Annotated in this window: 22 protein-coding genes; 9 read left to right on the plus strand and 13 right to left on the minus strand. The window is 70.6% G+C overall.

The genetic code is table 11. The features are described 5' to 3' along the window. The 3 genes from GEV10_21060 to GEV10_21070 all read left to right on the plus strand — a co-directional run. A partial coding sequence (locus GEV10_21060) for an IS630 family transposase (protein ID MQA80937.1) occupies window positions 1–139 on the plus strand: 139 nt, incomplete at its 5' end. Between the two features lie 71 nt (window positions 140–210). After that, window positions 211–531 carry a hypothetical protein gene (locus tag GEV10_21065; GenBank protein MQA80938.1) on the plus strand — a complete coding sequence of 107 codons (321 nt, stop codon included), beginning with the start codon at window positions 211–213 and terminating at the stop codon, window positions 529–531. Next, a complete protein-coding gene (locus GEV10_21070; GenBank protein ID MQA80939.1) occupies window positions 531–1757 on the plus strand; it encodes a hypothetical protein in 1227 nt (408 codons plus the stop codon). The genes GEV10_21065 and GEV10_21070 overlap by 1 nt, the downstream gene beginning before the upstream one ends. 65 nt (window positions 1758–1822) lie before the next feature. Here the strand turns inward: GEV10_21070 and GEV10_21075 are convergent, their stop codons facing one another. Then, on the minus strand, window positions 1823–3082 hold the full coding sequence (locus GEV10_21075; protein ID MQA80940.1) for a hypothetical protein: 1260 nt from the start codon (window positions 3080–3082) through the stop codon (window positions 1823–1825). A 257-nt stretch (window positions 3083–3339) separates the two neighbouring features. On the opposite strand from GEV10_21075, the gene GEV10_21080 reads away from it, so the two are divergent. The 3 genes from GEV10_21080 to GEV10_21090 are packed head-to-tail and all read left to right on the plus strand — an operon-like array spanning window position 3340 to window position 8410. After that, a complete protein-coding gene (locus GEV10_21080; protein MQA80941.1) occupies window positions 3340–4755 on the plus strand; it encodes a 3' terminal RNA ribose 2'-O-methyltransferase Hen1 in 1416 nt (471 codons plus the stop codon). Then, on the plus strand, window positions 4752–7346 hold the full coding sequence (locus GEV10_21085) for a polynucleotide kinase-phosphatase (protein ID MQA80942.1): 2595 nt from the start codon (window positions 4752–4754) through the stop codon (window positions 7344–7346). Before GEV10_21080 ends, GEV10_21085 begins: the two co-directional genes overlap by 4 nt. Before the next feature lie 23 nt (window positions 7347–7369). Continuing rightward, entirely contained in the window at window positions 7370–8410 is a 1041-nt protein-coding gene (locus GEV10_21090) for an SMP-30/gluconolactonase/LRE family protein (GenBank protein ID MQA80943.1), read from the plus strand. Between the two features lie 73 nt (window positions 8411–8483). Here GEV10_21090 and GEV10_21095 read toward each other — a convergent pair whose 3' ends face one another. The 8 genes from GEV10_21095 to GEV10_21130 form a co-directional block, all read right to left on the minus strand. Next, window positions 8484–9434: a D-2-hydroxyacid dehydrogenase family protein gene (locus tag GEV10_21095; protein MQA80944.1), complete on the minus strand. Its 951-nt coding sequence runs from the start codon at window positions 9432–9434 to the stop codon at window positions 8484–8486. A gap of 67 nt (window positions 9435–9501) precedes the next feature. Then, window positions 9502–10446: an ABC transporter permease subunit gene (locus GEV10_21100; GenBank protein ID MQA80945.1), complete on the minus strand. Its 945-nt coding sequence runs from the start codon at window positions 10444–10446 to the stop codon at window positions 9502–9504. Beyond that, window positions 10443–11270, minus strand: a complete 828-nt coding sequence (locus GEV10_21105; GenBank protein ID MQA80946.1) for an ABC transporter permease subunit — start codon at window positions 11268–11270, stop codon at window positions 10443–10445. Before GEV10_21105 ends, GEV10_21100 begins: the two co-directional genes overlap by 4 nt. A gap of 252 nt (window positions 11271–11522) precedes the next feature. Further along, complete coding sequence (locus GEV10_21110) at window positions 11523–12848, minus strand: extracellular solute-binding protein (protein MQA80947.1); 1326 nt, start codon at window positions 12846–12848, stop codon at window positions 11523–11525. A 142-nt stretch (window positions 12849–12990) separates the two neighbouring features. Continuing rightward, entirely contained in the window at window positions 12991–14043 is a 1053-nt protein-coding gene (gene galT, locus GEV10_21115; GenBank protein MQA80948.1) for a galactose-1-phosphate uridylyltransferase, read from the minus strand. 65 nt (window positions 14044–14108) lie between these two features. Next, window positions 14109–14810, minus strand: a complete 702-nt coding sequence (locus GEV10_21120; GenBank protein ID MQA80949.1) for a MarR family transcriptional regulator — start codon at window positions 14808–14810, stop codon at window positions 14109–14111. 45 nt (window positions 14811–14855) lie between these two features. Then, window positions 14856–15626, minus strand: coding sequence for a DeoR family transcriptional regulator (locus GEV10_21125; GenBank protein MQA80950.1), 771 nt, complete (start codon window positions 15624–15626; stop codon window positions 14856–14858). Between the two features lie 31 nt (window positions 15627–15657). After that, window positions 15658–16407: a helix-turn-helix domain-containing protein gene (locus GEV10_21130; GenBank protein ID MQA80951.1), complete on the minus strand. Its 750-nt coding sequence runs from the start codon at window positions 16405–16407 to the stop codon at window positions 15658–15660. Between the two features lie 76 nt (window positions 16408–16483). Between GEV10_21130 and GEV10_21135 the strand changes: the two genes are divergently transcribed. Then, entirely contained in the window at window positions 16484–17818 is a 1335-nt protein-coding gene (locus tag GEV10_21135) for an FAD-dependent oxidoreductase (GenBank protein MQA80952.1), read from the plus strand. A 6-nt stretch (window positions 17819–17824) separates the two neighbouring features. Here the strand turns inward: GEV10_21135 and GEV10_21140 are convergent, their stop codons facing one another. After that, a complete protein-coding gene (locus tag GEV10_21140) occupies window positions 17825–18460 on the minus strand; it encodes a histone deacetylase (protein MQA80953.1) in 636 nt (211 codons plus the stop codon). A 12-nt stretch (window positions 18461–18472) separates the two neighbouring features. On the opposite strand from GEV10_21140, the gene GEV10_21145 reads away from it, so the two are divergent. Continuing rightward, complete coding sequence (locus GEV10_21145; protein MQA80954.1) at window positions 18473–18859, plus strand: phosphotransferase; 387 nt, start codon at window positions 18473–18475, stop codon at window positions 18857–18859. A gap of 3 nt (window positions 18860–18862) precedes the next feature. On the opposite strand, the gene GEV10_21150 is transcribed toward GEV10_21145, so the two are convergent. From GEV10_21150 to GEV10_21160, 3 genes are read right to left on the minus strand one after another with little or no spacing between them, the layout of a single operon-like run. After that, window positions 18863–19936: a DUF21 domain-containing protein gene (locus tag GEV10_21150; GenBank protein ID MQA80955.1), complete on the minus strand. Its 1074-nt coding sequence runs from the start codon at window positions 19934–19936 to the stop codon at window positions 18863–18865. After that, on the minus strand, window positions 19933–21243 hold the full coding sequence (locus GEV10_21155; GenBank protein ID MQA80956.1) for a DUF21 domain-containing protein: 1311 nt from the start codon (window positions 21241–21243) through the stop codon (window positions 19933–19935). Before GEV10_21155 ends, GEV10_21150 begins: the two co-directional genes overlap by 4 nt. A 54-nt stretch (window positions 21244–21297) precedes the next feature. After that, window positions 21298–21999, minus strand: a complete 702-nt coding sequence (locus tag GEV10_21160; protein MQA80957.1) for a TetR family transcriptional regulator — start codon at window positions 21997–21999, stop codon at window positions 21298–21300. 98 nt (window positions 22000–22097) lie between these two features. Between GEV10_21160 and GEV10_21165 the strand changes: the two genes are divergently transcribed. Next, window positions 22098–23135 (plus strand): zinc-binding dehydrogenase, encoded by a 1038-nt coding sequence (locus GEV10_21165; GenBank protein ID MQA80958.1) that lies wholly within the window; start codon window positions 22098–22100, stop codon window positions 23133–23135. The last annotated feature ends 31 nt before the right edge of the window (window positions 23136–23166 follow it).

Here is a 23166-nt window from a genome sequence, read left to right on the forward strand (position 1 = left end):
GGCACTGGAGAAAGACGTCCGCGAATGGATCAAGATGTGGAACGAGGACCCGAAACCGTTCGTGTGGAAGAAGACCGCGGAGGAAATCCTCGACTCCCTCGCACGATATATCACACGAATTTCCGGCGGGCGACACTAGCGACACGCTAGCGATCCGCTATCGACCGCCGTTCTCCTGGGTCCTGACGAACATCGGACCGAGGGGGACGAGTGACGAAGATCGGCGTCAACCGTGAGGCGCTGCTCCAGCAGGGTGGCTCCTGCGCGCAGACCGGAGCGGACGTGGGGGCGGCCGCGCCGATCCTCGCGCGAGGGCAACTGCCCAACACGATGCTGGCGAGCCGCGCCTCGATCGCGACCAACCAGGACATCTGGGGCTCGACGTTCTCGAAGCTCGCCGAGACGCTGATCAGCGTCGGGAACAAGCTGCAGACCACCGCGAACACCGTGGGCAACACCGACGTCGACGCCGCCGCTCAGTACAAGCCGGTCGGCGTCGACCCGAAGGACAAGTACGACAGGTACAAGTGATGGCCGACTACATGCCGCTGTCGCGGCTGCTGAACCTCAACTTCGGTCTGCTCCTGGAGACCGGCTTCGACGAGGCCAAGGAGAAGGCCGCGGGGGGCCTCGACTCGATGGTCCCGATCCATAACGCCATCGCCGGCAAGCAGATCTGGGACGGTGTCGGTCAGCCCGAGGCGTCCATGGTCGTGCAGAACAACGCGCTCGCCGTGGACATCTGCCGCATCCAGATGGAGTCGGCCGCACGGGTCGTCGAGGGCCTGCACTACGCGCTGCTCAACTACGCCGCCAACCTGCGGCAGATCGTCGAGAAGCTCCGAGGCATGGACTGCAAGGTCCAGGAGGACGGCACGGTCATCCCGCCGGACACCACGTACGGCGACACCTTGGTGCGCGAAACCCAGGCGGTCCGCGGCACCCTCAAGCAGGCGACCCTCGCCGACCTCGACGCCATGGCGGCGCTGGAGACGATCGCCGGCAGCACGCCGGAGCTGAGCGACGTCGCCGACCCCGGGGTCGCCAAGTACAACCAGGACCTCCTCGACCAATCCCTCACCGACGCGGACGAGTTCCGCTCGTCCGCGGACATGTGGGCCACCTCCCAGTCGATCACCCTGGATCAGCTGGAGAACTACACCGTCGACCCGGCCGATGTCGAGGCGACGCTCGACACCGTGATCAAGGGGATCCGGGCCACCGGCCTGAACGATCACAGCCTGTTCGACTTCCTCCGTGGGCAATGGGCGGAAGGCCAGCTGGGTGTGATCGCCGAGGTCTTCGAGGCCATGGCGCCAAAGAGCACGCAAGCTGCGATTGGCAAGTTCCTGGGGGCGGTCGGCTGGCTGGAGTTCGCGGGCGATATCGCGATCACGGTGTTCGCGCCGGACCCGCAGACGTCGGCGAAGGTCACCGTGGACATGGGTCGCGGGCACGAGGCCCAGGTCCTGGACAACGACCTGCAGGTCATCGCCATGGACTACTACGCGGACCGTCCCGGCCTGCACGACGGGCGGGAGGGCTCGGGGTCGATCGCCGACCTCGCCCACTACCAGATCATGACGGGTGAGTCCGCCGGCGACGTCGACTGGGTCGAGATGGCCGAGAACCGCAGACACGAGTTGGAGAACTGGCTCGAGGCCCACGGCGACGACGGCGACTATCAGGACATCGAGCTGGCTCGACGGATGCACGAGGAGCTCGAGGAGGCACTCGCGCACGCACCGCAAGCCTGACCCGACGCCCGGAGTTGTCAGAACCTCAGCGGGCTATGACCTGCTGAGGTTCTGACACTTATGCGCTACGGGCGGCCGGCGCCGATCAGGCCGCTGCGGTAGATGCTGGAGATGCGGACCTGCGCGCCGGTGTGCGGCGCCTCGATCATCTGCCCGCCGCCGATGTAGATGCCGACGTGGTGGATGGTGTCGGGGTTGTTGGTGTTGTTCGCGAAGAACACCAGGTCGCCCTTGCGCAGGTTCGACAGCGACACCCGGTCGGTCTGGTAGTACTGCCCGACACTCCAGTGCGGCAGTCCGCGGCCGCCCTTCTGCCAGGCGCGCATCGTCAGGCCGGAGCAGTCGAAGGTGCTCGGGCCGTCGGCCGCCCACTCGTACCACTTGCCGAGCTGTGCGTGGGCGAACTTGACGGCCGCCTTGCCCCCGGTGCCGTAGTACGTGGGGTCGCCACCACCGCCTCCGCCACCGCCGCCGCGGGGCTTCTTGCCCTTCGGCCGGTCGTCGGCCTGTTGCTGGGCCGCACGCGCGCGAGCCTCCGCGGCCGCGCGCGCCGCGGCCGCACGGGCCTTGGCGATGCCCTTGCTGCGGTCCGCCGCGACGGAGTCGGCGTGCGCGTCCGCCGTCCGCGCGCTGCGCGCCAGCTTCGCCTCGAGCGCCGCGACCGTCGCGATCACCTGCTGCTGCGCGGCGACCTTGCTCTCCGCCCGCTGCTTCGCCGCCTTCACCCGTGCCGTCTCGGCCTGCTGCCGCGCGAGGGCCTTCGAGCTCTGCTTGCGGACGACGTTCTGCACGACCTTCGCCGCGCGGAACCTACCGAGGTCCCCGTTCTGCTGCTGGCTCAGCGCGTCGAGCGATCCCGCACCGTGCATCACGGCCTGCGGGTCGTCCGCGCCGAGCAACGCGACGTACTGGGCCACGCCGGCACCCTGGTACGCGTTGCTCGCGAGCCCCGCGACGCGCTTTCGCGCCGTCTCGACCTCGACGGCACTCTGGGCGGCGCGCTTCTTCGCGGTCGTGTACGCCGTCTTCGCCCGGCCGAGCTCGTACACCGCGCCGTTATAGGCCTCGACCGCCATTTCGGCCTGCGAGTCGAGCTGTGCGAGCCGGGACTGCGCGGCGGTGAGCTTCGTCTGCATCACGGCGGCGGCGCCCGCACGTTCGTCGGCGTCCTTGCGCGCCTTCGAGACCTCGCCCTTGCCCGGATACGTCGGTGACGCTTCGGCAGGCAGCGCAAGCGTTCCGGCCAGCACGACGGACAGGCCGACGGCTGCGGCCGCCCGGATCGACCGGACGACTCCGCGATCTCGTCCCCATACCCGTCGCACGCCTGCACCCTCGCCCTCACGTCTGGCTCTGCCTCGACCGAACGATGTGCGATGTCCCCCCACCGCGATTCGGAGATTAGCAACGTTCTGTCGCAATGGAAACACCAGTCACACAAACAACATGAATTACACTGGTGTTATCTAAGCCCTTCAGCACCACCGCCACCGGAATGACACCGGTGTTATTCGGGTAAATGACAACCGTGTGATTCAGCACCCGGATGCGCCGCCGACGAGCGGTCGGAAAGAATCGGCCGGTGCTGCTCACCCTCACCTCGACCGCGCCTCCGGCGACCGATCTCGGCTACGTGCTGCACAAGCACCCCGACCGGACGCAGACGGTGCAACTGGCGTCGGGGGCGGCGCACCTGTTCTACCCGGAGGCGCGCGACGACCGGTGCACCGCGGCGCTGCTGCTCGAGGTCGATCCGATCCGGCTCGTCCGCGGCCGCTCGAAGTCGATGCGGCCCGGCTTCAGTCTCGGGCAGTACGTCAACGACCGGCCGTACGCCGCGTCCTCGCTGCTCGCCGTCGCCATGGCAAGCATGTTCCGCACGGCGATGCGCGGACGCTGCGACGCGCGACCGGATCTCGCCGCCAACCCGCTGCCGCTGGAGCTGTCCGTTCCCGCCCTGCCGTGCCGCGGCGGCGTCGAGCTCGCCCACCGGCTCTTCGCGCCGCTCGGCTGGCAGGTCGACGCCGAGGCCGTGCCGCTGCCGGAGACCTCCGACGCCTCGCCGTACGTGCGACTCCGGCTCTCCGGTCACGCCCGGGTCGCCGACGCCCTCAACCACCTCTACGTCCTGCTGCCCACCCTCGACGACGCCAAGCACTACTGGGTCACCACCGAGGAGGTCGACAAGCTCGTCCGCGCCGGTACCGGCTGGCTCGCCACGCATCCGGAACGCGAGCTGATCGCGCGCCGCTACCTCGCGCACCAGCGCCACCTGGCGCACGACGCCGTCGCCCGGCTCGCCGAGGTCGACGACGCGGCCGACCCCGTCGCCCTCGAGACGGCGCCGGCCGTGACCGGCGATGCCGTCGGCGGATCGCTGGCGCAGCAGCGCGTCGACGCCGTGCTCGGCGTGCTGCGCGAGGTCGAGGCGTCCACCGTCGTCGACCTCGGCTGCGGCGAGGGCCGGCTGCTGTCCGCGCTCCTCGACGACACGAGGTTCACCGCGGTGGCCGGTGTCGACGTCTCCGCGCGCACGCTCGCCCGGGCGAGGAAGCGCCTCGGCGCCGACCGGATGGGCGACACGCAGCGCGAGCGGCTGCGGCTGCTGCGCACCGCACTCACGTACCGCGACACGCGGCTGCGCGGCTACGACGCCGCCGTGCTCATGGAGGTCGTCGAGCACGTCGACCCGATGCGCCTCCCCGCGCTGACCGACGCGGTCTTCGGCGACGCACGCCCGCGCGTGGTCGTCGTCACGACCCCGAACGTCGAGCACAACGTCCGCTTCCCCGCACTGCCACCCGGCCGGCTGCGGCATCCCGACCACCGCTTCGAGTGGACCCGCGCGCAGTTCGGCGACTGGGCCGACACGGTCGCGCGGGCGTACGGCTACACGCCCCGGGTGTCGCCGGTCGGTCCCGACGACCCGGAGGTCGGTCCGGCGACCCAGCTGGCCGTGTTCACGCGGACGCCGGACGAGAGGGGTGAGTCGCGATGACCGCCACGCCCGACGGTCCCGAGCTCGCGCTGCCCGATGTCTGCCTGATCGTGCTGATCGGCATCTCGGGCTCGGGCAAGTCGACGTTCGCGCACCGCAACTTCCTCCCCACGCAGGTGATCTCGAGCGACTTCTGTCGCGGCCTCGTCGCCGACGACGAGAACGACCAGTCGGCGAGCGCCGAGGCGTTCGAGCTGCTGCACTACATCGTCGGCAAGCGCCTGGCCGGGTTCCGCACGACCGTCGTCGACGCGACGAACGTGCAGCCGTTCGTCCGCGCGCAGCTCGTCAGGATCGCGCGCGAGCACGACGTCCTGCCCGTCGCCGTGGTCCTCGACCCACCGATCACGGTGTGCGAGGAACGCAACGCCGCGCGCGCCGACCGGACCTTCGGCTCCCGCGTGCTCCGCCGCCAGCGCTCCGACCTGCGCAGCGGCATGAAGAAGCTCGCCCGCGAGGGCTTCCGGCAGGTCCACGTCCTCTCGTCGGTCGACGAGATCGACAGCGCGCGGGTCACCTACACGCGCCTGCGCAGCGACCTGCGGCACGTCACCGGACCGTTCGACGTCGTCGGCGACGTGCACGGGTGCCGGAGCGAGCTGGAGACGCTGCTCGCAGAGCTCGGCTACGTCCTGCGCCGCGACGACACCGACCGCGTCGTCGGCGCGCGCCATCCCGACGGCCGCACCGCCGTGTTCGTCGGCGACCTCGTCGACCGCGGACCCGACACCCCCGGCGTGCTGCGACTGGTCATGGGCATGGTGACCGATGGCGACGCACTCTGCGTGCCCGGAAACCACGAGGACAAGCTCGTGCGCAAGCTGAAGGGCCGCAACGTCAAGGTGTCGCACGGCCTGGCCGAGACCCTCGCGCAGCTCGACGAGGAGCCGGAGGAGTTCCGCCGGCAGGTGCTGGAGTTCTGCGACGGCCTCGTCGCCCACATCGTCCTCGACGAGGGCCGTCTCGTCGTGGCGCACGCGGGACTGAAGGAGGCATACCACGGCCGCACGTCGGGACGTGTCAGGTCGTTCGCGCTGTACGGCGACACGACGGGCGAGACCGACGAGTACGGCCTGCCGGTGCGGCTGCCGTGGGCGAACGACTACCGCGGCAGGGCGATGGTGCTGTACGGCCACACGCCGATGCCCGAGGTGCAGTGGGTCAACAACACGATGTGCCTCGACACGGGGTGCGCGTTCGGCGGCACGCTGACCGCGTTGCGCTACCCCGAACGCGAGATCGTGGCGGTGCCCGCGGAGCAGGTCTGGTACGAGCCGGCGAAGCCGTTCCCGCCCAACACCACGCTCGCACCGGCGGGCGGCGGAGCCCGCGCGGAACCACGGCTCCTCGACATCGACGACGTCTCGCGCGGCGGCGTCGACACCGCGTACCAGGGGCGCATCGCCGTCCGCGAGCCCAACGCGGCTGCCGCGCTCGAGGTGATGAGCAGGTTCGCGATCGACCCGCGGCTCCTGCTCTACCTGCCGCCGACGATGTCGCCGTGCGCCACGTCTCGCGCCGAGGGCCTGCTCGAGCATCCCGACGAGGCGTACGCGGGATACCGGGCAGACGGCGTGGCCGCGGTCATGTGCGAGGAGAAGCACATGGGCTCGCGTGCCGTCGCGCTCGTGTGCCGCGACGAGAAGGGCGCGGCGCAGCGGTTCGGCGTCGACGGCGTCACCGGTGCGATGCACACACGCACCGGCCGGTCGTTCTTCTCCCCTGAGCTCACGGCCACGTTGCTCGACCGGCTTGCCGATGCCGTCACCGGAGCCGGCCTGTGGGACGAGCTCGCGGCCGACTGGCTGCTCCTCGACGCCGAGCTGCTGCCGTGGTCGGCGAAGGCGGGACGCCTCATCGACGAGCAGTACGCACCCGTCGGTGCGGCGTCGGCCGCCGCGCTCGGTGCCGCCGTCGAGTCCCTGCGCGCCGCGTCCGAACGCGGCATCGACGTCGGCGACCTGCTCGACCGTACGGGGGCGCGCGCTGTGAACGCCGCGGCGTTCACGACCGCGTACCGGCGCTACGTCTGGGACACCGACGGGCTCGACGGCGTGCGACTCGCGCCCTTCCACCTGCTCGCGAGCGGACAGGGCGAGGACGGCAGGACGTACCACGAGAGCGACCACCGCTGGCACCTGTCGATCGGCGCGCGCCTGGCCGAGGCGGCACCCGACCTCGTAACGCCGACACGGTCATTGCTCGTCGACACCGGCGACGACGAGTCGGTCGCCGCCGGCGTCGCCTGGTGGGAGGAGCTCACCGCCGCCGGCGGCGAGGGCATGGTCGTCAAGCCGGCGGGCGGCTCGCTGAGCCGGGCGACGACCGGGCGGCTCGTCCAACCGGGCGTCAAGTGCCGCGGACCCGAGTACCTCAGGCTCGTCTACGGCCCGGAGTACACCGACCCCGCGAACCTCGAACGCCTGCGCAACCGCGGCATCGGCGCCAAGGCCTCGCTCGCGCTGCGCGAGCACGCCCTGGGCCTCGAGGCTCTCGACCGGGTCGCACGCGGCGAACCGCTGTGGCGCGTCCACGAATGCGTCTTCGCGGTGCTGGCGCTGGAGTCCGAACCGGTGGATCCGCGCCTGTAGCCCGTTCAGGGAGAGTGGTGACCATGGGTCGTCCAGGGATCGCACCGGTGCGGTGGCGTCCGCCGGCTCCGACCGCCAGGGCCGGACAACGGACGGGCGCGCACCCGTGGCGGCCGACGCGGGTGGTCGACGTCGGCGCCCACAACACGGAGGACGTCGCGGTCGACCACGAGGGACGGCTCCTCACCGGGATCGCGGACGGCAGGGTGCTGCGCGTCGACCTCGACAGCGGCGACGTCGCCACGGTCGCCGACACCGGCGGGCGTCCGATGGGCATCGAGGTCCTCCCCGACGGTCGGCTGGTCGTCTGCGACGCGAACCGCGGCCTGCTCCGCGTCGACCCCGACGCCGGCTCGGTCGAGGTGCTCGTGGCCGAGGTCGACGGCCGGCCGCTGCGTTTCTGCAACAACGCCGCGGTGGCCGCCGACGGCACCGTCTACTTCAGTGACTCCTCGCGCCGGTTCGGCCTCGACCACAACCACGCGGACATCCTCGAGCACTCCTCGACCGGACGGCTGCTCCGCCGCACGCCGGACGGCGCCGTCGACGTCCTCGTCGACAGGCTGGCGTTCGCGAACGGTGTCGCGCTGCCGCCCGACGAGGCGTACGTCGCGGTCGCCGAGACCGGCGCCTACCGGGTCACCAGGCACTGGCTGACCGGCCCCGGCGCCGGGACGACCGACGTCCTGCTCGACAACCTGCCCGGGTTCCCCGACAACCTGTCGACGGGCACCGACGGCCTGCTGTGGCTCGCCCTCATCCTGCCGCGCAACCGGCTGCTCGACCTGCTGCTGCCCAGGCACCCGGTGCTGCGCCACGCCGTGTGGGCCGTGCCCGATCCGGTGCGGCGGCGACTGGAGGGCACCACCACCTGGGTCGTCGCCGTCGACCGGGACGGGAGTCTGGTGCACGACCTGCAGGCGGCGGGCGAGGCGTACCACACGGTCACCGGCGTGCGGGAGCGCGACGGCACGCTCTACCTCTCCAGCCTGGCCCAGCACGCCCTCGCCGTAGCCCCGGTACCCGTGCCGGCGCCGCCGACGTCCCTGGACGGCAACCCGTGAGGGGCACCCCCACCGCACCAGAGCACGGTGAGGGTGCCCCTCACGTGTTGACCCTGGCCGCCGGCTCCCCGGGTCAGGCGGTCAGGACCCGGGTGGGGGCGCCGTCGAGGTACGCGAGGACGTCCTCGACGGCGTCGCCGTAGAACACCCGGTAGCCCGTGTCGGTGACATAGCCGAGATGCGGCGACAGCACCGTGTGCGGTGCGGCCCGCAGCGGGTGGTCGGCCGGCGGCGGCTCGACCTCGTACACGTCGATCGCGGCGCCGCCGATGCGCTGGTCCTCCAGCGCGGCGACGAGTGCGCCGGTGTCGACGAGCGGTCCGCGCGAGGTGTTGACGAGGAACGCCCCCGGCTTCATCAGTGCGAGCTCGGCCGCGCCGACGAGGCCCTCGCTGCGGGCGCTGAGCTTGTAGTGGATCGTGACGACGTCCGCGCGGGAGAACAGCTCCTCCCTGGTCACCGGCACCACGCCCACGGTGCGCGCATGCTCCGCGTCGAGGTGCTGGCTCCAGGCGAGCACCTCCATGCCGAACGCCGCGCCGATGCCGGCGACCTTGGTGCCGAGCCGGCCGAGCCCGACCACGCCGAGCGTGCGTCCCGCGAGCCCGAAGCCGACCGTCTGCTGCCAGCCGCCGACGCGCATGCCGAGATCCTCCGACGGGATGTGGCGCACCAGCGACAGGATCAGCGCCCACGTCATCTCGACCGTCGCAGGCGTCGAGCTGCGCGTGCCGCACACCGTGACGCCACGGGCCGCCGCGGCGTCGAGGTCGATGGACGCGTTCGCCATGCCGGTGGTGACCAGCAGCTTCAGCCGCGGGAGGCGCCCCAGCCGGTCGGCGTCGAACGGTGTGCGCTCGCGCATCGCGACGACCGCGTCGAACGGCTCGAGCGCCTCGACCAGTGCGTCGGTGTCGGCGTAGTGCTCGTCGAACACGGTGACCTCGGCGCGTTCCTGGACCTTCGTCCAGTCGGCCATGGTCAGCGCGACGTTCTGGTAGTCGTCGAGAACGGCGATCCGCACGGTGCTCCCTCTTCCTCGTCGGCCGGGCTGCCGCCTCCATCCTGTCGTACGGACGCACGCGAGGAGTTCAGCCCTTGGTCGCGCCGAGGGTGAGGCCGCGGATGAAGTGGCGCTGCAGCAGGAAGTACACGACGATCGTCGGCAGCGCGATGATGAGCGAGCCCGCCGCGAGCATGTTGTTGTCGACGAAGAACTGCCCGCGCAGGTTGTTGAGCGCGGACGTGATCGGCCGCTTGTCGCCGCTGCTCATCAGCACGAGAGCCCAGAGGAAGTCGTTGTAGAGCCAGGTGAACTCGAGCGTCGCGAGCGCCGCGAGTGGTGGCCGGCACAGCGGCAGCGTGATGCCCCAGTACTGCCGCCACGCGCTCGCGCCGTCGACGAGCGCCGACTCGGTGAGCTCCTCGGGCAGCGCCTGCATGTAGTTCGCGAGCACGAACGTGCAGAAGCCGATCTGGAACGCGACGTGGATCGCGATGACGCCCCAGTACGAGTCGTAGACGTACCAGCCGCGGTCGTACATGAAGTCGCTGTCGTCGATCAGCTGGTAGAGCTGGTAGAGCGGCGTCAGCAGGATCTGCTGCGGCAGCAGGTTGCCGGCCGTGAACACGACGAGCAGGATGCGGCGGCCCGGGATGCGGTAGCGCGACAGGCCGAACGCGACGAACGACGACAGCAGCAGGATGAGGACGAGCGACGGCAGCACCACCACGACCGTGTTGAGGAAGTGGAGCGGGATGTCACCGGTGCGCCAGGCCTTCGCGAAGTTCTCCAGCGTCAGCTCGCGCGGGAACGACAGGTAGCCGCGCGCCGCGGTGTCGGCGTACGAGCGCAGCGACGTGAAGACGGCGTAGAGCAACGGGAAGAGGAACGCGAGCGCGGTCAGCGCGAGGAAGGCGTGCAGCACGATGCGTCCGGGACGCACCGGCGGCCGCTTGCGCTCGACCGTCGCCGTGGCCGCCGCCTCCGTGCGACGCCCGACACGCACCCCTGCCGTGGACTCTGCGCCGCTCATGCCTTCTCCTCGCGCAGGATCTGCGTGACGTAGACGACGATGAACACCGTCGAGATGACGAGCATGATCGCGGCGATCGCCGAGCCGTAGCCGATGCGGCTCGCCTCGCCGATGATGTTCTGGGTCACCAGCGCGGACAGCAGCTCGAGGCCGTTGCGCCCGCCGTTGATGACGTACACGAGGTCGAACGCGCGCAGCGACTCGATGACGGTGATGACGAGCACGACGACGTTGACGGGGCGCATGGCGGGGAACACGACCTTGCGGAACGCCTGCCACTCCGAGGCGCCGTCGATGGCGGCGGCCTCCTTCAGCGTCGGGTCGACGCCCTTGAGACCGGCGAGGTACAGGATCATCACGTAGCCCACGTGGCGCCAGCTCGCGGCGACCAGCACCGCCCAGAGGTTGATCCGTGGATTGCCGAACCAGTCGACCTCGATGTTGAAGAGCTGGTTGATCATGCCCTGGTCGGGCGAGTACAGCAGCTGCCAGATGAAGCCGACGATGGCGAGCGACAGCACGACGGGGAGGTAGATCGCGCTCTGGTAGATGCGCGTGCCCTTGATCCCCTTGTCGAGCAGGACTGCGAGCAGCAGCCCGGCCGGCGTCGCGATGAGGATGAAGAACGCCAGCCAGATGACGTTGTGCGCCAGTGCCGGCCAGAACGGCGGGTAGGTGGTGACGATCTCCTCGTAGTTGCGGGTGCCCGCCCACTCGATGGCCTCGAGGCCGATGCCGTCCCAACGCGTGAACGACAGCACGACCGACGCGAGTGCGGGGAGCCACACCAGGCACAGGTTGATGATCGTGGGCACGCCGACCATCAGGGCGATGACGATGCGGTCGCGTCGCGTCCACCGGCGTGGACGCCGCCCACGCACGACGGCCTGCTTCGCACTCACGGCTACGCGAGGCCGTGTCTGCTTATGACTGTCCGGGCTACGCGACGCCCATGGCGGCCACTGGCGGCGTTGTCGGAGCTCGCAAGTACGTCCAGTACGAGCTCGTCCTCCGCCACCGCCATTGACCGCCCTGGACGCCGCTCGCCTCGAACGCCATAAGCAGACACGGCCTGGTCAGTCGCTCTCGTAGATCGACTTCGCCTGCTTCTGCATGGAGGCGAGGATCGAGCCGATGTCGGTCGGCTTCTTGAGGAAGCTCTGGAACGACGGGATCGCCACCGTCGAGGCGAACGTCGGATTGGCGTCGCGGTCGAGGAACTGCGAGATCGACTTCGCCGAGGAGATCAACTCGGCGGACTTCTTCTGGATGCCGTTGTAGCCAGACGTGTCGGCCTTGCTGTTGACGGCGACGTTGGTGGGGTCGGTCTTCAGGTAGGCGTTCTCCGCCTCGGCACTGGCGAGGAACTCGAGCAGCTTCCGCGACCCGTCGCGGTTGCGCGGCCGGCGCGACAGCATGTAGCCGTCGATCGGCGCCTCGACGGCGTCGACACCGACGGCGGAGTCGACCTCGGGGAACGGGAAGAAGTCGAAGTCGTCGAGCTCCTCCTCGGGGAACTGCTGCGCGACGAACGCACCCAGCAGGTACATGCCGGTGGTCTTCTTCTGCAGGCCCTGCGCGGCCTCCTGCCACGTGCGGCCGAGCGCCGACGTCTGGTGGTATGGCAGCAGCTCGCGCCAGGTGTCGAACACCGCCTTGACCTTGGCGTCCTGCCACGACTCCTCGCCCGCCATCAGGGCGATGTGGAAGTCGTAGCCGTTCATCCGCATGTCGAGGTAGTCGAAGGTGCCGAACGCCGGCCAGCCGTCCTTGTCGGCGAAGCCGATCGGCACCAGCCCATCGCCCTTCATCTTCTTCGCGAGGGCCGTCAGCTCGTCCCAGGTCGTGGGCGGCTGGTAGTCGTGCTTCGCGAAGATGCTCTTGCGGTAGAACCACGCCCACGGATAGTTGAGGTTCGGGATGAAGTACTGCTTGCCGTCGTCGCCCGTCGACGCCTTCTTCATCGCGTCGGAGAAGTTGCCGCCGACCTTCTCCCACACATCGGACACGTCGCCGACGAGACCCTTCTGGGCGAAGTACTTCATGCGGTTGCCGGCGAACCACGTGAACACGTCGTCGGGCCGGCCCTGCAGGTAGTTGTTGATCTGTTCCTGGAACGTGTTGTGGTCGACCGTGTTGACGTCGACCGTGACGCCGCTGTTCTTCTTGTAGAGCGCGAAGACCGCTTCGTACGCCTTCTTCGGCACCTCGTCGGAACCGTTGGAGCCGAACGTGACGGTCTTGGACCCACTGTCACCGCCGCCGCCTCCGTCACCACCGCCACCACACGCGGTGAGCACCGAGGGCACAGTCACCGCGAATGCGGACACCGCCGCCCCCTTGAACAGGCCGCGGCGCGTGACACCGGCCGGGAGACCTGCGCCGGACGGGCTGTCGGGCATCTTTGCCATGACGTCTCCTGAAGGCGAGAGAACGACCATCTCAAGAGCGATCAGGATCGCTCAGAAGTGCACACAATCTCGCCCACAGGCAGGGAGAAGTCAACCCCTCGCGCGGCATGTCAACGTGGTAAACACACGGCTCTCAGGCGAGCGTGACCCGGAGTCGTTCCGCGGCCGCCTCGGGGGCGATGTCGTTGACGAACACCCCGGCCGCCGACTCGCTGCCGGCAAGGTACTTGAGCTTGTCGTCGGCACGGCGGACGGTGAAGACCTGCTGGTAGAGGTGGCTGTACTCGCCACCGCACCGCGCCGGGCCCGACTGCCACGCGGCGATGTACGGGCACGGCGTGCGGAACAGCCCGTCGAAGGCCCGTACCACCCGCGCGGAGAGCGCCATCAGGTCGTCGCGGTCGTCGGGGTCGAGGCCGGCGAGGTCGCTCACGTGCCGCCGCGGCACGACGTGCACTTCGTACGGCCAGCGTGCCGCCTCGGGCACGTATGCGACCGACCGCTCGGTCGCGGCGACGAGACGTACGCCCGCCTCCTCCTCGGCGAGCACGTCGCAGCCGAGGCAGCGTCCGGTGTCGTCGTGATGCGCCCTCGCCACCTCGAGCTGGCGGCGTGCACGCGGCGACAGGAACGGGTAGGCGTAGATCTGCCCGTGCGGATGGTCGAGCGTGACGCCGATCTCGTGGCCGCGGTTCTCGAAGACCAGCACCTGCTCGACGGCCGGCATGGCCGACAGCTCGCGCACCCGGTCGGCCCAGGCCCAGCCGAGAGTGCGCAGCCGGTCCGGCGGCAACGTGCCGTACGAGCCGACGTGGTCGCTGGTGAAGCACACGACCTCGCACCGCCCCGAGGCCTGCGCGCGGCGGACGCCGGCGCGCAACGGCTCCACGCCGTCGAGCGCGGGGAACCTGTTCTCGAAGACGACCACGTCGTAGGCCGCCGCGGGCACCTCGGTGAGCTGCGCACGCGTCGACGGGCACAGCGGGCAGTCGTCCGTCGAGGGCAGGTGGGTGCGGGCCTGCCGGTGCGCCGCGACGACCACCCACTCGTCGAGCATCCGGTCGAGCCGCAGCTCGGACACCGGCTGCCGCGGCTCGGCGGGGCGCCAGTCGGCCGGGGCCGTCCGGTCGCCGGGCCGGTCGTCGTAGTACCGCAGCTCACGACCGTCGGCAAGCACGCTCAGCAGCGGCGTCGCAGGGGCGGCAGGTCTCGGCACGCAGACAATAGTTGCACACGTTCGATCAATTACGGTCACAACGTGCGCGCGGAGCGCATCGGCGCCCGCTCGCGAGACCGTTCGAGGTTGTCGATGACGGTCGCCAGGGTGTCCATGAACGCCCCGACCTCCGGTGCGCCGAGCCCGCTGGTGGCCTCGGCGTTGACGGTGCGGGCCGTGGCGACGAGATCGGCCTCGAGCGAGCGCGCCCGCGGCGTGAGGTGGATAAGGGTCCTGCGGCCGTCGGCGGGATCGGGCGTGCGACCGACCAGCCCGTCGCGCTCCATGCGGGCGAGCGTGTTGGCCATGGTGGGCTGCTCGATCCCCACCCGCGCGCAGAGCTCGGCCTGGGTGATGCCGTCCTGCTCGAAGAGCGCGAGGAGCTGCGCGAACTGCCCGGGCACCACCCCGTACGGCGCGATCCCGTCGCGCAGCGCGAGCGCCAGCAGCCGGGCGAGGTGGTTGACCTGGTAGCCGAGCGAGGCGTCGCGTGGCAGTGCGGGGCGCGGCACCTCAGCGCCTCGTGTCGCGCAGGCGGGCTCGCACGCGGTGCCACTTCCACAGCGCCATGCCCGACAGCACCACGGCGGGCACGACCACCCACCGCACCGCGGCCTCGAACCCGCCGCCGAGCAACGGCGCCACGTAGACGTACCCGACCAGCAGCACCGCCGCGACCAGATGCGCGACCCGCTGCCCCGAACGAACCTGCCGAGACCTACCCATGCAGAAACCATAGCAAGCTATGTATTCGGCGTCCAGGCCTCCCGCCCCGGCGCGGGTCAGGAGGTCGCGGCCACGTGGACGGTGACGCCGGCGTCGCGCAGGGCGTCGACGATCGTGGCGGGCGCGCCGTCGTCGGTCACCAGGTGGGTGATCCGGTCCGTCGCGACCGTCTGGATCATCGTGTCGGCGCCGAGCTTGGTGTGGTCGGCGAGGACGACGACCTCGTCCGCCGCCTTGGCGATGGCACGGTCGACGCTGGCGACGAGCATGTTCGGCGTCGAGAGGCCGCGCTCAGCCGTGAGGCCGTTGCCGGAGAGGAACGCGCGGCGCGTACGTATGCCGGCCAGCGTCTGCTCGGTGACACCGCCCACGAGCGCGAAGATCGAGCCGCGCAGAGTGCCGCCGGTCATCGCGACGTCGACACCGCGCGACCTGGCGAGCGCCTCGGCGACGAGCAGCGAGTTGGTGACGATCGTGAGCTCGCGGTAGCGCGCGAGCCGTCGCGCCAGGGCCTGGGTCGTGGTGCCCGCGCCGATGACGAGTGCGTCGCCCTCCTCGATGAGGCTGCTCGCGAGCTCGGCGATCGCCGTCTTCTCCGCCGACGCCGTACGGGACTTCTGGAAGTACGTGGGCTCCTGCGCGTGCGGCCCGTTGGCCACGGCGCCGCCGTGCCGCCGGTCGAGCAGGCTCTCGGACTCCAGTGCCTGGAGGTCACGGCGAATGGTGACGACGGACGTCCCGAAGACCTGTGCCAGCTCGCGCAACGACACGGCACCGTTCGAGCGCACCAGCTCGAGGATGCCGTTCCTGCGCTGTGCCGCGATCATGGCTGCCACGGTAGAGCAAGCGTAACGCCCCTCAGACCACCGAGCCCAGGGTCGATGCGCGGGACAGGAGCGGGTCGACGGCGGCGCGCACCGCCTGGCGGGTGAAGCGGGTCGACGGACCCTGGATGCCGAGGATCGCGACGAGCCGCCCGCCGGAGTCGACGACCGGGGCGGCGAGACCGGTGAGGTCGTCCTCGCGTTCGCGCACCGCGACGGCCCAGCCGCGCTCGCGTACCTCCGCGATCTCGGCGTCGAGCGTGCCGCGGGCGGTGATCGTCTGCTCGGTGTAGGCCGCGAGCCGCCCCTTCGGGAGCCGGCCTCCCCAGGCGAGGAAGACCTTGCCCACCGACGTGGCGTGCGCGACGCTGTTGCGACCGACGGTCGCGATGCTCCGCACCGACTGGTCGCCCTGCGCGTAGTCCACGGTCAGCACGTCGTGCTCGCCCGGCAGCGACAGGGTCGCGGTCTCCCCGGTGATCCCGGTCAGCTCCTCCAGGTACGGCCGCGCGAGTCCGCGGATGTCGAGGTGCCCCCGCACGGCGTTGGCGAGCTGCAGGACGCGGACGCCGAGCCGGTACCTGCCGGTCGACGGGACGTGCTGCACCAGACCGCCCTCGGTCAGGGTGGCAAGCAGCCGCGAGACGCTGCTGACGTTGACCCCCGAACGCCTCGCGATCTCGTTGGTACCGAGCTCTCCCCCGTCGCCCAGCACGTCGAGCACCGTGACGGCACGCTGCACGGCCTCGATGTGGCGAACCGCTGGTCTGCCCGTTCTCGCCATAGTAGAGTCGATTCAGTCAGGGAAACATCATTGCCCTCTCGGCAATAACAGACTTTAGCAGGATCGAGTGGTCGGCATGCTTCCTCAAGCCTCCCGTTACGTGATCATCGGCGCCGGCATCCACGGGCTCTCGACCGCCTGGCACCTCGCCAGGCGCCTCCGGGCGACCGGTCGCGGCGACGGCAGCGACGTCCTCGTCGTCGACAAGGCGCACGTCGGCGCCGGTGCGTCCGGAGTCGCGTGCGGCGTCATCAGGAACAACTACTTCCAGCCCGCGATGCGCGAGCTGATGGCGCACTCGGTCGACGTGTGGGAGTCCGACCCGGAGGCGTTCTCGTACCACCCTGTCGGCTACCTGCAGATCGCGCCCGACGCCATGGCCGCCGACGTCGCGCAGATCCACGCGGAGCAGCGCGCGATCGACTACGAGTCCGTGCTCGTGGAGGGCAGGGACGCCTGCCGCGCCTACCTCCTCGACATGTTCTCCGACTGGCAGGCGCCCGGCATCTCCGTCGTCCTGCACGAGAAGCGCGGCGGCTACGCGAACAACCACGCCTCGCTGCGCGGACTGGCGGCCAAGGCCACGGCGGAGGGCGTCACGATCGCCACCGGCGTACGGGTCACCGGGCTCGCGCTCGACGGCGGCGCGGTCACCGCCGTCGAGACCGACGCCGGCAACATCTCTTGCGAGCAGCTCGTCGTCGCCGCCGGCCCGTGGGTCAGGGACGCCTGGGCGATGCTCGATCTGCCGGCGCACATCCCCGTCACCACGCCCGACGGCACCGTGCACGCCGACGCACCGATGTGGACGTACTGGGCGCTGCAGGAGGGCACGCTCGCCGTCGACCCGGCGGAGCTCACCGACAACCGCGGACAGCTGCCGCCGGTCGTGCACGTCGACTCGTCCGAGCCGCTGTACGACGACGAGGACGGCAGCCTGGTCACCGACGAGATGTGGGGCGTCTACTACAAGCCCGACTTCTCCTTCGGCGGCGTGCAGGGCGGCGCGTCACCGGTACGGCTCGACCGGCCGGCCGGCGACGTCGCGGTGGACCCGTACGGCCCCGACAGTCCCGAGTTCGCCGTCGGCGACGACTTCGTACGCATGTGGACCTCGGCGCTCGCCCACTGCCACAAGCGGTTCGAGGGCACGCGGCCGCTGTACAAGGACGAGCCGTCGGGCGGCATCGGCGCGTTCACACCGGACAGCTTCCCGGTCTTCGACACCTTCCGGCAGAACGCGTACGTCATCGCCGACTCCAACCACGGCTACAAGATGATCGGCGTCGGGGCGCTCGTCGCCGACGAGCTGCTCGGCTCTCCGCAGGCGTTGCTCGAGCCGTTCCGGTTCTCCCGGTACGCGACCGGACGGCTCCACCCCACCAGCCACTCGCCGTTCCCCTGGAGCTGACCCGCCTCACCGGCGGTCCTGCGACAGCGAAGCACCGGCGAGCGCCATGACGTCGGCACGCTCCCAGGCACCTGCCGCGCCTGGACGACTCACGAGGTAGTCGGCGACCCGTTCGGCGGACCACCCGCGCGTCTGCACGAGCCCGGCCGCGACATGACCGAGGTAGGCGGCGACCGGGGCGTTCCACTCGACGTCGGCGCTGCGCCACGGCGCGGTGAAGGTGACCACGGGCATGCCGTCGATGTCACCGTGACACACGAGGGTGTCGTACCGGCCCGGACCAAGCGACGCCCGGCCGGTCCTCAGCAACTCGCCGAGATCCACGTCGGCGCCGGGCTCGCGGCGCATCTCCTGCGCGGCGATGTCGGCGAACTGCCCGGCGGTCACCAGGTGCGCGGCCGCCGGCGTCTCGCCCGGATCGTCGGGGTCGTACAACGCGAGCCCGCCGGTCCACGTGGGCGACTCCAGGGCGAAGTACATCCGCCCGGGCAGCACGATCGGCTCCGACCTGGACGGCATGCGGGTGTCGCGGCAACCGGGATACGTGCGGCGGCCCGGCGGCAGACACCCACCCGCGATGTACGCGCGCAGCCGCACGGGATCCATGTTCGAGCCGTACGACGCGTACCAGACCTGAGACATCGTCGCCAGCCTATGCAGTCCAGCGGCGAGCTGCCGCCCGGCCCGCACGAACGCGACGGCCTCGCGATCAGCTTCTGGACCCATGTCCGGCCCGATCCGGACCGCGAGGTGACGTTCGCCGACTGCGCCTCGATGCTCGTCGACCTGCACGCCGCGATGCGTACCTACCCCGGCGACCTGCCGGTGCTCGCTCCCGCGGCGAACGACATCGCCAGGGGACTCGACGCACTCGACGGAGCGGACGACCTGATCGACGCCGACGAGGCCGCATCGCTGCGCGGCGCGGTCGACGAGATGTGGCCGCTGTTCGAGCGGCCGCCGGGCGACCTCCAGCCGCTGCACGGAGACGTCCACCCGGGCAACATGGTCACCAGCGGACGCACGACGCTGGAGCCATGACCGTCAGGCAGGCGGCGACTCCGCCGTCGGAGACTCCGCCCTCGGAGATTCGGCCTGCATCGCGTCCCTGATCTCGCCGACCAGCTCCTCGAGGATGTCCTCGAAGAACACCACGCCGAGCAGCGCGTCGTTCGCGTCGACGACGCCGAGCAGGTGCACGCGCTCGCGTTGCATGCGGGCGATGACGTCGTCGGTGCCGTCGCGCTCCCCGACCGTGCCGACCCGGTGGATGCGTCCGGACGGGATCGGCTCGTCGTAGGCGTCCTCCTCGTAGAGGACGTCCTGCAGGTGGAGGTAGCCGAGGAGCTCTCCGTCGCGCAGGACGGGGAAGCGGCTGTACCCGGTGCGCGCGACGAGACCCTCGACCTGCGACGGGCGCGCGTCCTCGGGCACGGAGACGAGGTCGGCGAGCGGCACGAGGACGTCGCGGGTGACCCGTTCGCCGAACGTGAGGCTGCCGGCGAGCAGGCCGTCCCGGTCGTCGACGAGGCCCTCGCGCTGCGACGCGTCGACGAGCGACCTGACCTCCTCGAGCGTGTAGACCGACGACACCTCGTCCTTGGGATGCACGCGAGCCAGTCGCAGCACACCGTTGGCCGCCCAGTTGAGCACGACGATCAGCGGCCTGACGACCCTGCTCACCCCCACCAGCGCCGGGGCGAGCAGCAGGGCCGCGCGGTCGGGCACCGACAGCGAGATGTTCTTCGGGATCATCTCGCCCGCGAGCACGTGCAGGTAGCCGACCACGACGAGCGCGACGACGAACGCGACGGTGCTCACCACGGCGTCGGACAGGCCCAGCGCGTGCAACGGCACCTCGAGCAGGTGGTGCAGCGCCGGCTCGGTGATGACGAGCAGGCCGAGCGAGCAGACCGTGATGCCGAGCTGCGCGCAGGCGAGCATCAGCGAGAGGTGCTCCATCGCCCACAGGGTCGTCCGCGCCGCCCTGCTCCCCGCCTCCGCGCGGGGCTCGATCTGGCTGCGGCGCGCGGAGATGACGGCGAACTCCGCACCGACGAAGAACGCGTTGGCCAGCAGCAGCAGGACACCGAGGGCGATCCCGAGACCCGGGCTCATGACGTCGGTTCACCGCCGTCGGGCCGGAACCGCAGCCATTCGATCTGACGGCCGTCGAGCCGCTCGACCTCGAGCCGTCCGCCTGCCATCTCGACCACGTCGTCCTGCTCGGCGATACGACCGAGGCGCAGCAGCAGGTAGCCGGCGACCGTGTCGTAGTCGGTGCCGTCGGGGACGTCGATGCCGGTCGCGTGGCGCACCTCGTCAGGACGCAAGGTGCCGGCGATGAGCCACGACCCGTCGGCCTCGCGGGAGACCTCGACGGGGGCGGGATCGTTCTCGTCGGCGACGTTGCCGACGACCTCCTCGACGACGTCCTCCAGCGTGACGATCCCCGCGGTGCCGCCGTACTCGTCCTGGACGATCGCGAGCGGCAGTCCCCGTTCCTTCAGGTCCAGCATCAGGGCGTTGAGCCGCAGCGAGTCGGGGACGCGCATGACCTCGGTCATCACGTCGGTCACCGGCACCCGGTCACGCCGGTCGGCAGGGACGGCGACGGCACTCTTCAGGTGCACGATGCCGACGACGTCGTCGGCGCTCTCCCGCACCACGGGGAACTTCGACCTCCCCGTCCGCCGGGTGGCCTCGATCACGTCGGCCGCGCTGGCGTCGTGGTCGACGGTCGCCACGTGGATGCGGTGCACCATCACGTCGGACGCCGTGCGCCGGCCGAAGTCGAGCGTGCGCCACACCCTGGTGGCGGTCCTGCGGTCGAGCGTGCCCTCCTCGGCCGAGTGGCGGACGACCGCCGCGAGCTCCTCCGGTGTGCGCCCGCTCGACAGCTCCTCCTGCGGCTCGAGGCCGATCGCGCGGACGAAGCCGTTCGCGCTGCCGTTGAGAACCTTGATGAGCGGCGACGTGATCATGGTGAACACGTACTGCGCCGGTGCCGACCAGCGGGCGGTGCCCAGCGGTAGGGCGATCGCGAGGTTCTTCGGCACCAGCTCGCCGAACAGCATCGAGAACATCGTCGCGGCGAACATCGCCAGCACCACGGCCAGCGGGCCTACGACCCCCGCCGGCACGCCGATGCTCTCGAACGGCCCGCGGAGGAGGCTCGCGAGCGACGGCTCGACGAGATAGCCGACGAGCAGGGTGGTGAAGCTGATCGCGATCTGTGCGCCGGAGAGCTGCGTCGACAGCGTGCGCACGCTGCGCAGCACCCGTGCCGCGGACCGGTCACCACCGTCGGCCGCGCGCTCGACGGTGCTGCGCTCGACGGTGACGAGCGAGAACTCCGCCGCCACCGCCACACCCGTGCCGGCCGTCAACACGACCCCGCCGGCGAGCCACCACCACTCGGTCACATCAACTCCCGCGCACACCGTATCCGTACGACCGTCGGCGGCCCGCGACCTGGCCTACGCCTGCGACGGCGGGGATACGAGTGCGGCGACCTCTGCGTCGAACAGGAGGTCGGGATCGAGGCCCATCGACGCGAAGTTGCCCTCGATCTCCAGACTGACCAGGCCGTGCAACCGGGACCACGCCATGACCGATCGCAGTGCCAGGGTGGGTCCGACACCGGTCAGCCCACGCGTCCTGGACCATGAGTCGAGCTGGCCGTCCAGGAGGTCCGCTTCGCCGCCGCCGTCGCCGTTCTGGGGCACGAGGTCGGCGAGGACGTCGAGAAGGACCTGCATCGCCTCCTGCGAGGCCGTGACGAGCCGGGTGGAGTGCGCGTCGTAACCCGGCAGCGGTGCGGCGAACAGCAGTCGGTAGCGGTGCGGCTCGGCTCTCGCCCAGTCGCGGTACGCGGCAACGACCGCGCGGAGCCGCCGCTCCGGGCGGAGCCGGCGCGCGCGGCGGGTGGCGGCGGCGAGCGCGGCAGCCAGGTCGTGGTAAGCGTCGGCGACGAGCTCGGTCAGCAGATCGTCACGGTTGGCGAAGTAGCGGTAGAGGGCCGGCCCAGAGACGCCGAGCTCCTTGCCGATGGCGTTGATCGACAGCGCCTGGGGACCGCCCACCGCGAGCTGACGCAACGCGACCTGCTTCGCCTCGCTCCGCACCTGTGCCCGGAACCGGCCACGGATGCCACCCGGCTCCTCGCGGGTCTCCGCCATCGCGCACCTCACCTCTCGGCCTTGACAACATCACCTTACAGGGTCACTCTCTTGTTAGAACCTCTAACGTTAGAGACTACTTCTGAGGACGGTGTGAGATGCGCGCGACCGAGATGGTCCTGCCGGGCGTCGGTGAGCCGGAGACGTTGCGGATGCGCGTCCGAGAGCTGCCGCCGCCGGGTCCTGGCGAGGCGGTGGTGCGGCTCGAGGCGAGCGGCGTGTCGTTCGCCGAGCAGCAGATGCGTCGGGGCAAGTACTACGACCAGCCGGCGTTCCCCTTCGTCCCCGGCTACGACCTGGTCGGCGTCGTCGAGGCGCTGGGCCTAGGTGTGTCGCCCGACGACGTACGGGTCGGCCAGCGGGTGGCCGCACTGACCAAGACCGGGGCGTGGGCCGACCGCGTGCTCCTGCCCGCCGCAGACCTCGTCGAGGTGCCGGAGGGCGTGGGACCGGCCGAGGCCGAGACCGTGGTCGTCAACGGCGTGACCGCCTGGCGGATGCTGCACCGGATAGCTCGGGTCACGTCCGGCCAGACCATCGTCGTCCTCGGTGCGAACGGCGGGGTCGGCTCGACGCTCGTCCAGCTGACACGGCACGCAGGGATCAAGGTCATCGGCACCGCCTCCCCACGCCACCACGACCGACTGCGGGACCTGGGCGCCGTTCCGTTCGACTACCGCGACGACGACCTGCTCGCCCGGGTCCGCACGATCGCACCCGAGGGCGTGGCGGCCGTGTTCGACCACGTCGGCGGTCCTGGCATCGTCGACTCGTGGCGCATGCTGCACCGCGGCGGCACGCTCGTCTCGTACGGCAGCGCCTCGACCAAGGACCTGCCGGGCAACCCGCGGCTGCCGGTCCTGAAGCTGCTGGTCCGACTGATGGCGTGGAACCTGCTGCCGAACGGCAGGCGGGCGACGTTCTTCGACCTGTGGAAGGGCAAGGCGCGCAATCCCGACCGGTACCGCGCGGCACTGCGCCGCGACCTCGCCGAGGTGTTCGGCCTGGTGGCGAAGGGCGAGCTCACCGCACAGATCGCCCGGTCGTTCCCGCTCCCCCAGGCCTCGGACGCCCTGCGCTACGCCGAGTCAGGCGAAGTCTCGGGCAAGGTGATCCTCGTCCCGACCCTCCCGTGACCAGGTCGTCTCAGGACACACCTCGCCCGAG

Source organism: Streptosporangiales bacterium (genome assembly GCA_009379955.1).
Taxonomy (GTDB): domain Bacteria; phylum Actinomycetota; class Actinomycetes; order Streptosporangiales; family WHST01; genus WHST01.

Excerpts from the sequence above, each read along its gene's own strand:
- GEV10_21070 (MQA80939.1), top strand. The coding sequence starts at position 531 with ATGGCCGACTACATGCCGCTGTCGCGGCTGCTGAACCTCAACTTCGGT.
- GEV10_21085 (MQA80942.1), top strand. The coding sequence starts at position 4,752 with ATGACCGCCACGCCCGACGGTCCCGAGCTCGCGCTGCCCGATGTCTGC.
- GEV10_21090 (MQA80943.1), top strand. The coding sequence starts at position 7,370 with ATGGGTCGTCCAGGGATCGCACCGGTGCGGTGGCGTCCGCCGGCTCCG.
- GEV10_21100 (MQA80945.1), bottom strand. The coding sequence starts at position 10,446 with ATGAGCGGCGCAGAGTCCACGGCAGGGGTGCGTGTCGGGCGTCGCACG.
- GEV10_21105 (MQA80946.1), bottom strand. The coding sequence starts at position 11,270 with ATGGTCGGCGTGCCCACGATCATCAACCTGTGCCTGGTGTGGCTCCCC.
- GEV10_21110 (MQA80947.1), bottom strand. The coding sequence starts at position 12,848 with ATGCCCGACAGCCCGTCCGGCGCAGGTCTCCCGGCCGGTGTCACGCGC.
- GEV10_21120 (MQA80949.1), bottom strand. The coding sequence starts at position 14,810 with ATGGTTTCTGCATGGGTAGGTCTCGGCAGGTTCGTTCGGGGCAGCGGG.
- GEV10_21125 (MQA80950.1), bottom strand. The coding sequence starts at position 15,626 with ATGATCGCGGCACAGCGCAGGAACGGCATCCTCGAGCTGGTGCGCTCG.
- GEV10_21130 (MQA80951.1), bottom strand. The coding sequence starts at position 16,407 with ATGGCGAGAACGGGCAGACCAGCGGTTCGCCACATCGAGGCCGTGCAG.
- GEV10_21135 (MQA80952.1), top strand. The coding sequence starts at position 16,484 with ATGCTTCCTCAAGCCTCCCGTTACGTGATCATCGGCGCCGGCATCCAC.
- GEV10_21140 (MQA80953.1), bottom strand. The coding sequence starts at position 18,460 with ATGTCTCAGGTCTGGTACGCGTCGTACGGCTCGAACATGGATCCCGTG.
- GEV10_21145 (MQA80954.1), top strand. The coding sequence starts at position 18,473 with ATGCAGTCCAGCGGCGAGCTGCCGCCCGGCCCGCACGAACGCGACGGC.
- GEV10_21150 (MQA80955.1), bottom strand. The coding sequence starts at position 19,936 with ATGAGCCCGGGTCTCGGGATCGCCCTCGGTGTCCTGCTGCTGCTGGCC.
- GEV10_21160 (MQA80957.1), bottom strand. The coding sequence starts at position 21,999 with ATGGCGGAGACCCGCGAGGAGCCGGGTGGCATCCGTGGCCGGTTCCGG.
- GEV10_21165 (MQA80958.1), top strand. The coding sequence starts at position 22,098 with ATGCGCGCGACCGAGATGGTCCTGCCGGGCGTCGGTGAGCCGGAGACG.